The 14,260-nt window shown below is 73.5% G+C and carries 9 protein-coding genes; all 9 read left to right on the top strand.

The features are described from left to right. Positions 1 to 60 precede the first annotated feature (60 nt). The 9 genes from fxsA (at position 61) to fxsT (AB0M29_RS13265) (ending at position 14,230) form a co-directional block, all read left to right on the top strand. Positions 61 to 270 carry an FxSxx-COOH cyclophane-containing RiPP peptide gene (gene fxsA / locus AB0M29_RS13305; protein WP_365382343.1) on the top strand — a complete coding sequence of 70 codons (210 nt, stop codon included), beginning with the start codon at positions 61 to 63 and terminating at the stop codon, positions 268 to 270. A 252-nt stretch (positions 271 to 522) separates the two neighbouring features. After that, positions 523 to 1,677: an FxsB family cyclophane-forming radical SAM/SPASM peptide maturase gene (locus AB0M29_RS13300; protein ID WP_365382374.1), complete on the top strand. Its 1,155-nt coding sequence runs from the start codon at positions 523 to 525 to the stop codon at positions 1,675 to 1,677. Between the two features lie 77 nt (positions 1,678 to 1,754). Then, positions 1,755 to 3,161: an HEXXH motif-containing putative peptide modification protein gene (locus AB0M29_RS13295; protein ID WP_365382342.1), complete on the top strand. Its 1,407-nt coding sequence runs from the start codon at positions 1,755 to 1,757 to the stop codon at positions 3,159 to 3,161. Between the two features lie 131 nt (positions 3,162 to 3,292). Next, a complete protein-coding gene (gene fxsT, locus AB0M29_RS13290; protein WP_365382341.1) occupies positions 3,293 to 6,298 on the top strand; it encodes an FxSxx-COOH system tetratricopeptide repeat protein in 3,006 nt (1,001 codons plus the stop codon). A gap of 104 nt (positions 6,299 to 6,402) precedes the next feature. Continuing rightward, the gene (locus tag AB0M29_RS13285; protein ID WP_365382340.1) at positions 6,403 to 6,792 is read left to right on the top strand and encodes a CU044_2847 family protein; all 390 of its coding nucleotides are present in this window, start codon (positions 6,403 to 6,405) and stop codon (positions 6,790 to 6,792) included. Next, on the top strand, positions 6,789 to 7,745 hold the full coding sequence (locus AB0M29_RS13280) for an AAA family ATPase (RefSeq protein WP_365382339.1): 957 nt from the start codon (positions 6,789 to 6,791) through the stop codon (positions 7,743 to 7,745). Before AB0M29_RS13285 ends, AB0M29_RS13280 begins: the two co-directional genes overlap by 4 nt. Beyond that, a complete protein-coding gene (locus AB0M29_RS13275) occupies positions 7,742 to 9,661 on the top strand; it encodes a magnesium chelatase (protein ID WP_365382338.1) in 1,920 nt (639 codons plus the stop codon). Before AB0M29_RS13280 ends, AB0M29_RS13275 begins: the two co-directional genes overlap by 4 nt. Further along, positions 9,654 to 10,949, top strand: coding sequence for a CHAT domain-containing protein (locus tag AB0M29_RS13270; RefSeq protein WP_365382337.1), 1,296 nt, complete (start codon positions 9,654 to 9,656; stop codon positions 10,947 to 10,949). The genes AB0M29_RS13275 and AB0M29_RS13270 overlap by 8 nt, the downstream gene beginning before the upstream one ends. Next, on the top strand, positions 10,946 to 14,230 hold the full coding sequence (gene fxsT / locus AB0M29_RS13265) for an FxSxx-COOH system tetratricopeptide repeat protein (protein WP_365382336.1): 3,285 nt from the start codon (positions 10,946 to 10,948) through the stop codon (positions 14,228 to 14,230). The genes AB0M29_RS13270 and fxsT (AB0M29_RS13265) overlap by 4 nt, the downstream gene beginning before the upstream one ends. The last annotated feature ends 30 nt before the right edge of the window (positions 14,231 to 14,260 follow it).

The raw sequence follows: 14,260 nt of genomic DNA, 5'->3' as shown, positions 1-14,260 counted from the left end.
CGGCCCGCCCGGTACGGCACGACCCCGGACGACGACCCGCACCACGACAGGAGGTTCGCGATGGAGACGGAACCGCACGACGGAACGACGGACGCGCCCGCGGCAGACGCGCCGGAGACCGACGCGCCCGCACTCGACCTGCTCGGCATGGATCTGGAGACGCTGCGCACCGTCGAGCACCCGGTGCTGGCCGCGCTGGTCGGCGATCTGCGCGAGCGGATCGCGGCGCCCGGCGGCGAGGCGCTGTGGGGGTTCGACAACTCGATGTGAGGGCCGGGGGACACCCCGCGGACAGGCATGGCGCGCCGCACGTCGCGGTCGGCCACCTTTAGGCCGCCCCCACGTGGGGATACGGCCAAATCCCTGCCCAGGCGTTTGCTCTGGGTGGCCGAGCGGGAACAACCGCTGAGGCCGGTGGGGCGACCCGGTACTGGGGGAGGACGTGTGGTGCAGCAGCCGACCGGGGGCGGCCCGCGGACGGCCGACAGGGCCGTACCGTCACCACCCCCAGGGCCGTTCCCCCTGCGGCAGTTCATCGTCAAGACGCACAGCCGGTGCAATCTCGCGTGCGACTACTGCTATCTCTACGCGGGGCCCGACCACGGCTGGCGCGGCCGCCCCCGCACCCCCGGGCCCGCCGTCACCCGCAGGACCGCCGAGCGGATCGCCGAACACGCCGCCGCCCACGGTCTGTCCGACATCGCGGTGGTGCTGCACGGCGGCGAGCCGCTGCTCGCGGGCGCCGACCGGCTGGCCGCCGACATCGATCTGATCCGGGCGCTGGTCCCGAACGGCTGCCGGGTGCACGCCAGTGTGCAGACCAACGGCACCCTGCTCACCCGCGACCGGATACGCCGGCTGCACGCGGCCGGGATCCGGATCGGGGTCAGCCTCGACGGCGGCCTGCCCGCCCACAACACCGCCCGCGTCGACCACGCGGGCCGCCCGGCGTGGCCCGCCGCCGCGGCCGGGCTGCGGCTGCTCGCCGACACCGCGCCCGAGGCGTACGCGGGAGTGCTGTGCGTCGTCGACGTGCGGCAGGACCCGGCAGCGGTGTACGGGTCACTGCTGGACCTGCGGCCGCCCGCGATCGACCTGCTGCTGCCGCACGGCAACTGGACGGCGCCGCCGCCGGGACTGCCCGCGCCCGCCGACGACCCGGCGCCGTACGGCCGTTGGCTCACCACGGTCTTCGACCTGTGGTGGCACGCGGACCGCCGCCGTACCCGGATCCGGCTGTTCGAGGAGTGCGTGGCGCTGCTGCTGGGCGTGCCCGCCGCCACCGAACGCCTCGGGCTGCAGCCCTTCACCGCCGTCGTGGTGGAGACCGACGGCACCATCGAGCAGGTCGACTCGCTCAAGTCCGCGTACGAAGGCGCCGCCGCCACCGGCATGGACGTCTTCCGCAACAGCTTCGACGACGCCCTCGCCCACCCCGGCGTCGCCGCCCGCCAGTCGGGCCTGGCCGCGCTCTCCGCCACCTGCCGTGCCTGCGAACTGGTCACGGTCTGCGGCGGCGGCCACTACGCCCACCGCTACCGCGCCCCCACCGGCTTCGGCCACCCGTCCGTCTACTGCGCCGACCTGGCGCACCTCGTCCGCCACACCGCCGCCCGCCTGACGGAGGCCGCGGCCTCCGGCCACGCTCGCACCACCTTCCGGGAGACCCTCCGGTGAACGTGCCCCGCCCCGTCGCCCCGCAGCCGCGTCCCGCCGCCTCGGTGGACGGTCGTGCGAGAGCGACGGAAGGGCCCGTGCCGGACGACCTGCTCCGGGAGATGGGACGGACGGGCAGCGGGCCGCGCGTGCTGGAGATGCTTGTCGCCGATCAGCGGCGGCGCCGGCTGCTCGTACTGCGCGCGCTGCTCGACGCGGTCAGAGCGGCGCCGGCCGGCACGCTGCCCGCGGGAACGGCGGAGGGGGTACTACGGGACTGGAAGCTGCTGGAAGAGGCCGAGCAGGCCGACCCCGCCGCCGCGCGCCGCATAGTGCACTACGCGCACACCGGCCCGTGGGCCGAACGCTGCCTGCGTGCGCTCACCGTGACCGGACAGGCGCACCGTGCGGCGGCCGGGCTGCCGTACCTGGCCGCCCTCGGCGCGGCGGCCGCCGCGCGCGCGGGGCTGCGGTTCAGCACCGATGTGCCGGTCCGGAACGGTGAGTTGACGCTGCCCACACTCGGCCACTACCGGCCGCCGGCCGGAATGGGCTACCCGGGCACCGTCTCGCGGGTCCAGGTGAAAGGCGACGGCAATCTGCTGTGGCTGCACCTGGACGGACGGGCCGTCGACCACGCCCGTGACCATGCGAGCCGCCGCCCGGACGTACCGCACGCCGTCGAGGTCCGCCGCGGCCCCGACGGGGTATGGCGGTCCGCGGCGCCTGGCTGGCGGCCGCTGCAGGCGCTACGGACCGAGGACGGACAGACGGTGCTGATCGACGACGCCGACCCGTACCGTGACGAGGAGCGCCATTCCAACCCGTACGGGCTTGTCGCCGCGGACACTGTGGACGCCGTCGCGCGCACCCAGTGGCACACCGCCTGGCGGGACGCGCAGCCCTGGCTGCGGCTCGGCGACGGCACCCGCGCCCAAGAGGCGGCCGCGCTGCTCGACTGCTTCGTGCCGCTGGCGGGTTTGCCGACGGCACACTGCAGCGCCACCCGGCGCGAGGCGTTCGGCGCACTGCTCAGCACCACACCGCACAGCGGCCTCGAACTCGCGGGGACCGTGGTCCACGAACTCCAGCACACCAAACTGCTCGCGCTGTCCGAGGCCACCGTGCTGCACACCGCCGACAACACCCCGGCCTACTGGGCACCCTGGCGCCCCGACCCGCGCCCCTTCGACGGCCTCTTCCAGGGCGCCTACGCCCATCTGGCCCTCGCCGACTTCTATCTGAAGGTGGCGCTCACCGACACCGTCCCCGCCCGGCGCGACACCGCCTGGGCCGACCACTGCCGCTGCCGCCAGCAGGTGGAGGCCGCGCTTCCGGCGCTGCTCGGCTCCAACCGTCTGACCCCCCAGGGGCGCACCCTGGTCAAGGAGATGGCGGCCCATCACACTCGGCTGAAGGAGAACTCACCGCCGGACGGCCATCTGGCCCGCGCCGCGGCCTACGTGGAGACCTCACGGGTCATCTGGCGGCGCCAACGCGCCTGAGGCGGCGGCGACCCGCACGAGAGATCATGACGGTACGTCAACGGGGGAGCAACCAGTGTAGTTTCTGGCCCAGGCCACCATCCTGTCGGTCCGTCAGGACACTACGCGCGCACAACGAGGGAGACGGTCGCATGGCCGGAGGGCGGAACACCGCGTCAGCAGCGGAGCGGGAACCCGTGACCATCAGCTACGCGGGCTACAACAGGGCCTGGGCCTCATGGATCGCCAGCCGCCTGGAGAGACACGGTCACCGGGTCGTGCTCCAGCGCTGGGACATCTACCCGGGTGCCACCGTCGAGCAGGGTCTGCGCGATCTCCTCCTCGGCGAGGGCCGCGTCCTGATCGTGCTGAGCGAGTGGTACTTCCGGCTCGGCCCGCGCAGCCACGACGAGTGGAACGCGGCGCTGCGCACCGTCGTACCCCCCAACAGCGACCGGTTCGCCGCCGTCTCCGTCACCCCCGCCGCCCTGCCCAGCGCCGTCACCGCGCTCGGCGCCGCCGACCTGTGGGGACTGGGCGCCGCAGAGGCCGAGCGCCGGCTACTGGCCCGGCTCGGCACCCAGCCCGCCCGCGGCTCCTCCGGCGACACCCTCGGCGGCTCGGGCGCGCCCCGCTTCCCGCTGGAGCAGCCCGAGGTCTGGGGCGGTGTCCCGCGCCGCAACACCCGCTTCACCGGCCGCGAGTCGCTGCTGGCCGAACTCCAGGAACAGCTCCAGCAGGCCGAGCCCGGCGCCGCCGTCGCCACCCTCTACGGCCTGTCCGGCGTCGGCAAGACCCATATCGCCACCGAGTACGTCTACCGCTTCGGACCCGAGTACGACGTGGTGTGGTGGGTACGGGCCAGCGAGCGCGGCACCCTGCGCGAGAAGCTGGCGGGCCTGGCCCCGGCACTCGGCCTGGTCACCGGCCGCGAGTACGGCGAGCGGCTGCGGGCGGTCCGCGGCGCGCTGCGGCGCGGTGATCCGTACCACCGCTGGCTGGTGGTGCTGGACGGCGCCGACCAGCCGGAGGAGATCCACGACCTGGTGCCCGACGGGCCCGGCCATGTCCTCATCACCTCGCAGAACCGCGGCTGGGGCGAGCACAACAGCGCCCTGATCGAGGTGCCCGTCTACGACCGCGAGGAGAGCGTGGCCTTCGTCCGCCGCCGCGCGCCCCGGCTCGACGACGCCGACGCCGACAAGCTGGCCGACGCCCTGGGCGACCTCGCGCTGGCCCTCGACCAGAACGCGGGCGCGCTCAACGACTCCACGATGACCGTCGACGACTACATCGAACTGCTGCGCCACGGCGCCGATGTGGAACCCGGCCTCAAGGTCGCCGCCGACTTCCAGATGACGTACTACACCGCCTTCTCGATACTGCTGAACCGGCTCCGCGAGGACAAGCCGGAGGCGGTCGACCTGCTGCGGCTGTGCGTGTTCTTCGCACCGGGACCGATCCCGGTCCGGCTGCTGCGCGACCTGCCGCTGCGGGACCTGCCCGAGCAGCTCACCGGGCTGATGGACGACCCGCTGCTGTGGAACGCGGCGATCAGCAAGCTGACGCAGTGGTCCGTCATCCAGTCCGACCCGCAGGAGACCGCCGCCGAGGAGTCCGTCGGCTCCACCGAGGTCGTCCAGATGCACCGGCTGGTCTACCAGGCCGTACGCGCCGACATGCCCGGGGACGAGCAGAGCACCTACTCCCGGGTGGTCCGCAAGATCCTGGCGGCGGCCGACCCGGCCCGGCCCACCGACACCCGGCTGTGGCCGCGCTACGCCGAGATCGTGCCGCACCTGGCCGCGTCCGGCGCGCTGGAGAGCACCAACCCCGAGATCCAGGTGATGGTGCTCAACTGCCTGCGCTATCTGTACCTCAGCGGTGAGTACCGGGTCGGCCTGCGGGTCGCGGAGCTGGCCGCGGCGAAGTGGCCGGACGTGCTGGAGCCCGGCCACCCCCGGCTGTGGGACCTCACCCACCACCGGGCCAACCTGCTGCGCGCCACCGGCGAGTACACCGCCACCGAGCGGATCGACCGCGAGGCCTTCGAACAGCTGCGCGCCGAACGCGGCGACGAGGACCTGAACGTCCTGCGGGCGGCCGGGAACCTCGCCGCCGACCTGCGCGCCCTCGGCAGGTACCAGGAGGCCCTGGAACTGGCCGAGTTCGTCCGCGACGGATACCGCGAGCTGGTCGGCGAGCAGGACTCCCGCACCCTGAGCGCGCAGAAGAACATCGCCGTCACCTACCGGCTCGTCGGCCGCTACGAGGACGCGCTGCGGCTCGACCGCTACACCATGGAGGCCCGCAGGGAACTGCTGCGCGACCGCCACAACTGGACGCTCTCCTCGGAGAACTCCTACGCCCACGACCTGCGGCTGCTCGGCCGCTACGACCAGGCCGTCTCCGTACAGGAGCGCAACTGCGAGGTGCAGCGGCTGGTGCTGGGCGCCGACAACCCGCAGACGCTCAGGGCCGAGCACAACCTGGCGCAGTGCTACTACCGTGGCGGCGACCGCCCCCGGGCGGCCAACCTGCTGGCCAGGCTGCTGGAGCGGTGCGAGCGGGTGCTCGGCGACAGCGAGCCGCTGACCGTACGGGTCTCGCTCACCTACTCCGCCTTCGAGCGGCAGCACGGCGACCTCGACCGGGCCCGCGAACTCGGCGAACGCGCGCTGAGCCACTACCGGGAGCAGTTCGGCGATCATCACCCGTACACCGCGGGCGCGCTGGGAAACCACGGGCTGGTGCTGCGGGCGGCGGGGGAGCGGCAGCAGTCCCAGGTGGCGATCGAGGAGTCGCTGATCGCCATGGAACGCGCGGTCGGCGCCGACCACCCCTGGACGCTGGGCTGCGCGCTCAACGCCACCGGCGCGCGCAACTTCGCGGGCGACCCGGAGAGCGCTGCCGAACTGAGCCGGGCCACCGGCGAGCGCGCGGCCCGCACCCTGGGCGCCCAGCACCCGCTGACGCTCTCCTGCCGGATCGCGCTCGCCACCGACCTGCGCAATCTGCGCAAGCGGCAGGAGGCCGACAAAATCGAGGAGGAGGCGCTCGCCGCGCTGTCGGCAACCCTCGGCCCGCAGCACCCGCACACCGTGGCGGCCCGCGCCCGTACCCGCCCCTACTGGGACTTCGAGCCGTTCAGCACCTGACGGCCCGCCGCGCGGCCGGACTGCCGGAATGACGGCGTCCGGCCGCGCCGTACCGGCACAATCCGGATCACGCACGGCTCGTGAGCAGGGGAGGGCACGGACAGATGACCATAGTGAGCGGTCCCGGTGGGGGCCTCGACGGGGCGGCGCCGATCTACGTCCAGATCGATGCGCCGGCTCCCGGCGGTCTCGGCACCGGGACTAGCGGTGGCGTCGCCGGCGTGTACGACGGGATCGACACCCGGGCCAATCCGGCCACCCGCGTCATCGAGATCGCCCGGGACGTCTACGCCGATGGACTCGACCTGGCCCGGCGCTGCGCCGAGCAGGCCGCGACCCGGTTCGACACCCTCGCCGACGGAGCCAGGCCCGACGAGATCGAGGTCCAGCTCGCCATCAAGATGGACGCATCCCTTGGCGCGGTGCTCGTGCAGACCGGCGCCGAGGCGCAGTTACAGGTGACCTTCCGCTGGACGCCCGGGGTCAGGGCGTGACGGACACCTCCGGCATCACCGTTCTGCCGTACAGCCGGGTGGTCGGCCAGGACGACGTCAAGCTCGCACTCGAACTCAACTACGTCGCACCCGACATCGGTGGTGTCCTCATCACCGGGCAGCCGGGCACCGCCAAGTCCACCGTGGTGCGCGCCTTCTCACTGATGATCAGGGATCGGCTGCCGGTCACGCTCCCCATCGACGCCACCGACGACCGGGTACTCGGCGGCTGGGACCTGGACGCGCTGATGCGCGGTCTGACCGAGGAGAAGCCGGGCCTGCTGGAAGCGGCCCATGACGACGGCCTCCTCTACATCGACGAGGTGAACCTGCTCAGCGACCACGTGGTCAACATCATTCTCGACGTGGCGTCCACCGGGCAGTTGTCCGTCCAGCGCGAGGGTATCGACAAGAAGAAGCGGCTGCGGTTCGCGCTTGTCGGCACGATGAACCCGGAGGAGGGCGGCCTGCGGCCCCAACTCCTCGACCGTTTCGGGCTGATAGCCGTCGCAGGGCCGCTGAGCGCGAACGACCGGCTCGCGATGCTCAGGGCGGTGCTCCGGTTCGACGAGGAGGGCTACGCTCAGGAGAGCGGGGCGGCACCTGACGCGGACGGCTGGATCGCCGAGGGCCAGGCCCTCGACCGCGCCTCGCGCGAGCGGCTGGAGCATGCCCGGGAGAGGCTGTTCGAAGTCGAGGTGCCAGAGGATGTGATGGCCCGCTGCATCCGGATCGCCGCCGAGCTGAAGGCGGTGGGCCACCGCGGCGACGTCGTCCTGGCCCGTGCCGCCCGCGCGATGGCCGCGCTGAGGGGCGCGGCCCGGGTGGAGCCGACGCACGTGCGGGAGATCGCCGCGATGGCCCTGCAGCACCGAAGGCCCGAGTCCGCGTTCGGGAGCTCCGCCGAATGGAGCGAGTCGGACCTGGCCGTTCTGGACGACGCCCTCTCATGACCGGCACGGACGAGGGAGGAGACCTCCACCGGCTGTTGCGTGCCTTCGCCTGCGTGGCGGCAGAGCCGCGGCTCGGGGCGGTGCTGCTCTTCGACGCCCCGCAGACGGCCGTCGGGCCGGTGGCCGACCTCTTCGCGCGGATCAGCGCGGACCCGGGCCGGGACGACCCGGGCGAGGACGGTCCGGAGAGCGTCCAGCTCGGCGCTGCCACAAGGGACGACGACATCTGGTCGCGCATCCAGCTGCAGGCGGCGGACGGCGCGATCAGTGTCCAGTCCCGGCCGGGCCCGCTGGTGGAGAGCGACCCGGCCACGCCGGCGCGCACCGTCGTCGTACCCGACCTGGCCCGGCTCGGCCTCCCCGGGCTGCGGGCCGCCGTGCAACTCGTGGGCGCAGACGTCGTGTCGGTGGAGAGGCACGGCGTGAGTGAGCGGTGGCGTCCCCGGGCCCGCTGGCTGGCCTTCTGCCGCGGAGACGAAGTGGGGCAGCTCTCCCCGCACCTCCTCGACCGGTTCGCGGTGCGGCTCAATGTGGCGGGCCTGCGGCTGCCGCCCGCGACGGAGACCGCCAGACTCGTGTCGGCAGTACGCGCCGAGGTGCGTGGTGTCCGCGCACTGCCGCCGCTCACGGACGAGGCACTCGACGAGGTTCTCGTGGTGGCGGATGGACTCGCGGCGCCGTACGCCGCCCCCGCCGAGCCCGGTCCCGGCAGCGCCGGTCAGCGCCGGGGGATCGCCCTGGCAAGGCTGGCCCGTGCGCTCGCCGCGCTGGGCGGCGCTGCCGCCACGGCGCCGACCCATGTGGAGGAGGCCGCCCGGCTCATCGGGCTGCGCGCCGCGGAACCCGGCCCAGCACCGGAGCCCACCGCGCCATGGACCGGGGATGCGGCGCACGGAGCGGACGATGCGCCTGCGCCGGTCACTCGTGCTGTCACGGACGGTCCGCGAGACCGGTCGGTGGCCGAGGACGGTCTCGGCACCGCGCGGCTGCCTGCCCCCGATCCCGCCGAGGTGCTCGACGCCTTCGCCGCGCAGAGCCCCGAGGGTTCCCGATCGCCGTACCCGGAGGACCAGGCAGAGCCGCTGCGGGAGTTCGCCTCACTGCGCCGCGCCGGCCGACAGGGCGCCCGGTCGCAGGCGGAACGCGGCCCGGTGATCGGGGTGCGGCGCGCCACCGACCTGCGGGACCTGGCACTGGTGCCCACCCTGGTGGAGGCCGCCAAGAACCGGCGGCTGCCCGGCCGCCGCCCGTCGGCCGACCGTCGGCACCCGCACGCGCTGGTCGTCACCGCCGCCGACCTGCGCAGCCACGCACGGGCGGCCGAGCCCGAGCGGATGCTCTTCCTGCTCATCGACCACACCTGCCCGCGGGGCGCCGACCGGCAGGACGCGCTCGCCCCCTACCTCCAGTGGGCGTACGCGGCGCGTGCTGCCGCCGCGGTCATCGAGGTCGGCCGCCGCGATGCGCCGAGCGAGCTGCGAGCGGAGACCTTCCAGGCCCGCAACGTGCTCGACCCGAGGATCATCGCCGCGCTGCAACGCCGCCCCGGCCGCAGCACCCCGCTGGCCCACGGTCTCCTGCTGGCCGGCCAGTTGGTACGGCGGGCCTTCCAGCAGCAGACCGCGCTGACCGAGGCGTGGCTGGTCGTCCTCACCGACGGTCGCGGCAACGTGCCGCTGCGGGCCAGCCTCACCGGGCGGTTCACCGGACCCGTAGGCCGCCGCGGAGTGGACGACGCGCTGGCGGCCGCCGCCCAGATGGGAGCGATGGGCAGGACCCGGCTGCATACCGTCGTCATCGACCCCGGCATCGGCGCGGGCGCCCGGCCGTACGGTGACCTGCCGTTCGCGCTGGCCGACGCGCTCGGTGGCATCGTGGCGGCCGGACCCGCGGTGGAGGACGCCGTCCATGGGTGAGGGCGGAGCGTCGGGGACCGCGCGCTGGCTGACCGGCGCGAGGCAAGGACCGGGCGCGGCGGCGCACACGCCCCGGCCGGTACCGCTGGCCGCGCCCCGGCAGGCCGTCGCGCCCGAGGCGGCGACGCCGAGCGCCGAAACCACCTTGGGAGCCCTCCCCGCCGACCCGGAGGAGCGGCTGCCTCCGGGCCTGGCCAAACTCCTGGTGCAGCGGGTGCGGGACGGCGAGGGGAATCAGGCGTTCCTGCTCAGCGGCGCGGTCGGCGGCGACGAACTGCCGTACAGCGACGGCCCTCAGCTGCGGCCCTTCACGATCAGTCTCGGCCGGGTGCGTCGCGACGGCGCCTTCCCCAGCCAGGTGTACCGGGCTGTTCAGGGCTGGTCCCGTCGCCAGCTTCCGCTCGTCCGGTGGCTCAACACGCTGCGGGCGCGCTATGGCGACGAACTGCATCTGGTCGTGTGGGACGACACGGACTACGACATTCCGTGGGAGATGCTGTGGCTGGGCCCGCCCGAATCACCGGGCCTGCCCGCGGGCTGGCTCGGGGCGCTCGTCCCCACGGCCCGCTGGACGACCATCAGGGAGGTCGAACGGCCTCTCCTGGAGGGGCCCGCGGAGTGCGCGGGCGAGGTGATCGGCTACTTCGACGGCACGATGCGCGAGGACGCCGATGCCTTCCGCGACTTCGTCCATCAGCGCCACGAGGAGACGAGCGCCTTCCTCGCCGCCCTGGACCGCGTGGACCGCCCGCCAGGCATGGTCTATATGGGCTGCCACGGCACCTATGGCGACGGCGTGGACGACCTCACCGTGGGACTGCTGACCTGGTACGAGATGGACGAGCCGATGATGTCCGCGCTCGCCGGGCAGAACACGCTGGTGCTGCTGAACGTGTGTGACTCCGGCCGGCTCGTGGACAACCGCGACGGCGGCGAGGATGCGCTGCGCGGCTTCCCCGAGCTCTTCCTGCGTAAGGGCGCGAGGGCATGCATCGCCACCGGTGGTCAGGTCGGGGAGACGGAAGCGCGGTCCCTGCTCGCTCACCTGGTGGAGCACGCCCGCAGCACGCCCGAGCGTCCACTCGCCCGCATGCTGCGCGACTTCCGGGCCCGCGCCGCCGCGGACCTGCCCGTCCCGGTGCCCCGCACGATGCGTGACGACGGGGCAGTCGACAACGAGGGACAGCGCCAAGTCCTGCGCTTCCTGCACCAGTTCATGTACGTGTACTACGGCCATCCGCTGACCACGCTCCGGCTGACCCGGCGCGTGCAGGAGGGTGCGCCATGACGCGGGAACACCCGCGACTTCGGGTGGAGCCGGTGGTGAGCTGGCCTCGCGAGGCCGAGACCGGGCACGCCTACCTGGTCACCGTCGACCTGCGGGGGCCAGTCGAGCCTCACGAATGGCCTTACGAGGCGGAGGAGTTCACCTTCGGCATCACCCTCGACGGCGCCTCGCACTTCGTCTGCGAGGCGCTCGACCACCCCGGTGTCGTCCTGCACCGGTTCGGCGGCACATATGGTGCCGCCCGGTTCGTCGTCACCGCGGGGCAGACCGCCGGACCCGCCGCGCTGCGGCTGACCGTCTCCAACCACTGGGGTGTACCGATCCGCAGGGCCGAACTGCGCTCCGTGGTGGTCCCAGCCCGGGCGGACTGGCCCGACGGCGACGGCGACGGCGTGACGATCGTCCCGGCCCGCACTCCCGCGACGTCGGCGCTTCCCCCGGCCCCCGCTCCGGTGCCCTGGCCCGATCCTGCCCCCGACGCACCCGTGACGATCAGCTTCGCGGGCTACCACCGGGCCTGGGCCGCGTGGATCGCGAGTCTGCTGGAGGGCCAAGGCCGCAGGGTCGTGCTCCAGCGCTGGGACCCGCCGGCCGACAGTACCGTCGAGCAGGGTCTGCGCGACCTCCTCCTCGGCGAGGGCCGGGTTCTGATCGTGCTGAGTGAGTGGTACCTCCGGCTCGGGCAGCGCAGCGAGGAGGAGTGGAACACGGCGCTGCGGTCGGTGCTGGGCGACCGCGGCGCATGGTTTGCCGCTGTCTCCGTCACCCCCGCCGCGCTACCCGCCGCCGTCGCCGCGCTGGGCCCGGCCGATTTGTGGGGCCTGGCCGAGGCCGAGGCCGAGCGGCGGCTGCTCGGCCGACTGGGAATCCGTGCCTCCCGGACCCGCAGAGGCCGGGCTCGAACGCCGCAAGGGCCACGCTTCCCGTTGGAGCAGCCCGCTGTCTGGGGCGGCGTGCCGCGCCGTAACACCCGCTTCACCGGCCGGGACGACCTGCTCCAGGCCGTGCACCGCGCGCTGGTCCGAGCAGAACCCGGCACGGCTGTCGCCACGTTGCACGGCCTGTCCGGAGTCGGCAAGACGCAGATCGCCACCGAGTACGTCTACCGGTACGGCCCCGAGTACGACGTGGTGTGGTGGGTGCGCGCCGGCGATCGCGGCACTCTGCGCGAGAAGCTGGCGGGCCTGGCCCCGGCCCTCGGCCTGGCCACTGGCCGTGAGTACGGCGAGCGGTTGCGCGCGGTGCGTGACGCGCTGCGGCGCGGGGAGCCGTACCACCGCTGGCTGGTGGTGCTCGACGGCGCCGACCAGCCGGAGGAGGTGCACGACCTGGTGCCCGAGGGGCCGGGCCACGTACTGATCACCTCGCAGACCCGTGAGTGGGTCGAGCACAACAGCGCCCTGATCGAGGTGCCTGTCTTCAGCCGGGCCGAGAGCGTTGCCTTTGTGCGGCGCCGCGCTCCCTGGCTCGACGACGCCGAGGCCGACAGGCTTGCGGACGCGCTCGGCGACCTCGCGCTCGCGCTGGCCCAGAACGCGGGCGCGCTCAACGACTCGACGATGACGGTCGACGACTACATCGCACTGCTGCGCCGCGGCGCCGACGCGGGGCCCGGTCTCAAGGTCGCTGCCGACTTCCAGCTGACGTACTACACGGCCTTCTCGATCCTGCTGAACAGGCTCCGCGAGGACCAGCCGGAAGCGGTCGACCTGCTGCGGCTGTGCGTCCTGTTCGCCCCGGGGCCGGTGCCGGCGCACTTGCTACGCCGCGATCCGGAGGTGGCGCGGTACCGGCAGGGCTGGGAACAGGTACTCGGCAGCCTTGCCCAGTGGTCGGTGGCCCAGACGGAGCCGGCCGGGGCGGGCTCGGCATCGGACGACGGGGAGCGCATCCACGTGCACCCACTGGTGTACCAAGCCGTACGCGCGGAGATACCGCACGACGCGTATCCCGCCTTGGTCGCGCGGGTGCACCAGGCCCTGGCCGCGGCCAATCCCGGGCGGCCCGCCGACACCGCCAACTGGCCGCTCTACTCCGAACTTGCCCGGCAGTGTTCCGCGTACGGCGTCCTCGACAGCGCCGAGCCCGCAGTCGAACAGCTCGTCCTCGACTGTCTGCGGTACCTCTACGTCGCAGCCGAGCACGCCTCGGGTCTCGCGTTGTCCCGGCGGGCTCTCGACGCCTGGCGGGCGCGCGGCGGCGACGATCACCCGCGGATCTGGGATCTGGTCCACGAGCACGCCAACCTCCTGCGGATCAGCGGTGATCACGCGAGCACCGAGACTCTGGATCGCGCCGCCCACACCCACCTGCGCGCGCGGCATGGGGCGCGCCATCCCGACACACTGCGCGCCGCCGCCGGCCTGGCCGCTGATCTGCGCGGGCTCGCGCGGTACGACGAGGCCGAGGAGGTCTCCGCGGCTGTCCTCGCCGATTCCAGCACGGCCTTCGGCGAGCGCGACCCCCGCACCCTGGTCGCGCAGAACAACCACGCGGTTTCGCTGCGCCTGCTCGGCCGGTACCGCCAGGCCCTGGACCTCGACCGTGCGACGCTGGCGGCACGGAGGGAACTGCTCGGTCCCGGACACCGCTGGACCCTGCTGTCCGAGCGAGTCTGCGGTGAGGGCCTGCGACTGCTGGGCAGCTACGAGGAGGCGGCCGCCGTCCACACACGGAACACCCGCGCGCATCGCTCCGCCCTGGGCAGCGACCACTCCCAGACACTCCGGGCCGAACTCGAGCTCGCCCTGTCCCTGTTACGTATGGGCGATCCCACCGCGGGAGCCCTGCTCGGCCGGCTACGGGAGCGGTGCGTGCGCATCCTGGACGACAGCCATCCGCTGATCGCCATGGTGACGGCAGGCTGCTCCGTCGCCGCACGGGAATACGACCTCGACGAGGCACGCCGTTTCGGCGTCCAGGTGCTCACCACCTACCGCGAGCGGCTCGGCGACCGGCACCCGTTCACCGCCGGCGCCCTCGGCAACCACGGGCTGGTGCTGCGCGCGTCGGGGGAGCGGGAGGAGTCACAGGCCGTCCTGGAGAACGCCCTCGCCGCGATGACCGTGGCAGTCGGCGCGGACCACCCGTGGGCCCTGGCCTGCGCCCTGAACGCGGCGGGTGCCTACCACCTGGCCGGGGAGGAATCCCGGGCCGCGGAGCTCGCCCGGCGCACCGCCGCCCGCGCGGTCGAACGCCTCGGTGCCGACCATCCGTTGACGACCGCCTGCCAGGACACACGGCAGGGGGCGCACTGGGACTTCGAGCCCACCAGTACCTGACACCAAGAGTGGGTGGCCCGTACCGGAAGG

The organism is Streptomyces sp. NPDC051976 (assembly GCF_040680795.1).
Taxonomy (GTDB): domain Bacteria; phylum Actinomycetota; class Actinomycetes; order Streptomycetales; family Streptomycetaceae; genus Actinacidiphila.
The sequence above is the reverse complement of the archived record's forward strand: the minus strand, read 5'-3'. Positions and strand labels throughout refer to the sequence as shown.